1 protein-coding gene is annotated in these 522 nt (G+C 69.0%); it reads left to right on the top strand.

The window, feature by feature from the left end:
• Positions 1-522 (top strand): Mu transposase C-terminal domain-containing protein (locus QMG52_RS21840; protein WP_283562493.1); only part of this gene is annotated, 522 nt, incomplete at both ends.

Genomic DNA, 522 nt, shown 5'->3' with positions numbered 1-522 from the left:
GCACCGGCGCAGCCACCGGAAACGCCGCCGAGGATGAGGCCGGCAGTGCGATAGCGTCGCTGGAGGAGCTCAATGCGTTGTTCACGTCCTGGGTGCAGATGACCTATCACCGCACCGTGCACTCGGGCACCGGGCAGACTCCACTGGCCCGGTGGGACGCGGGCTGGGAAAACCGGCGCCCCGACCGGCGGTCCCCGGAGGCTATTGCCGAGGCCTTCCGCTGGGCTGTCACCCGCAGAGTCACCAAAACCGCGACCGTCTCGCTGCAGGGCAACACCTACCAGGTCGAGCCCATGCTGGCCGGGGCCCATGTCGAGCTCGTCTATGACCCCTTCGACCTGACCGCGCCGATCACCGTGACCGGCCCCGGCTCGGTCCCGGCACCGGATGCGGTACTGCTCGAAATCCGCCGCCACGTCCACCCCAAAACCGCCGCCGCGACCCGCGACGCCGATCCCGGAGCGAAAAACGCCGCCTCGGGCATCGACTACCTGCGCCTGATCGAAACCCGCCATAAACCGC

Source organism: Paenarthrobacter sp. PH39-S1, from assembly GCF_030063245.1.
Lineage (GTDB): Bacteria > Actinomycetota > Actinomycetes > Actinomycetales > Micrococcaceae > Arthrobacter_M.
The sequence above is the reverse complement of the archived record's forward strand: the minus strand, read 5'-3'. Positions and strand labels throughout refer to the sequence as shown.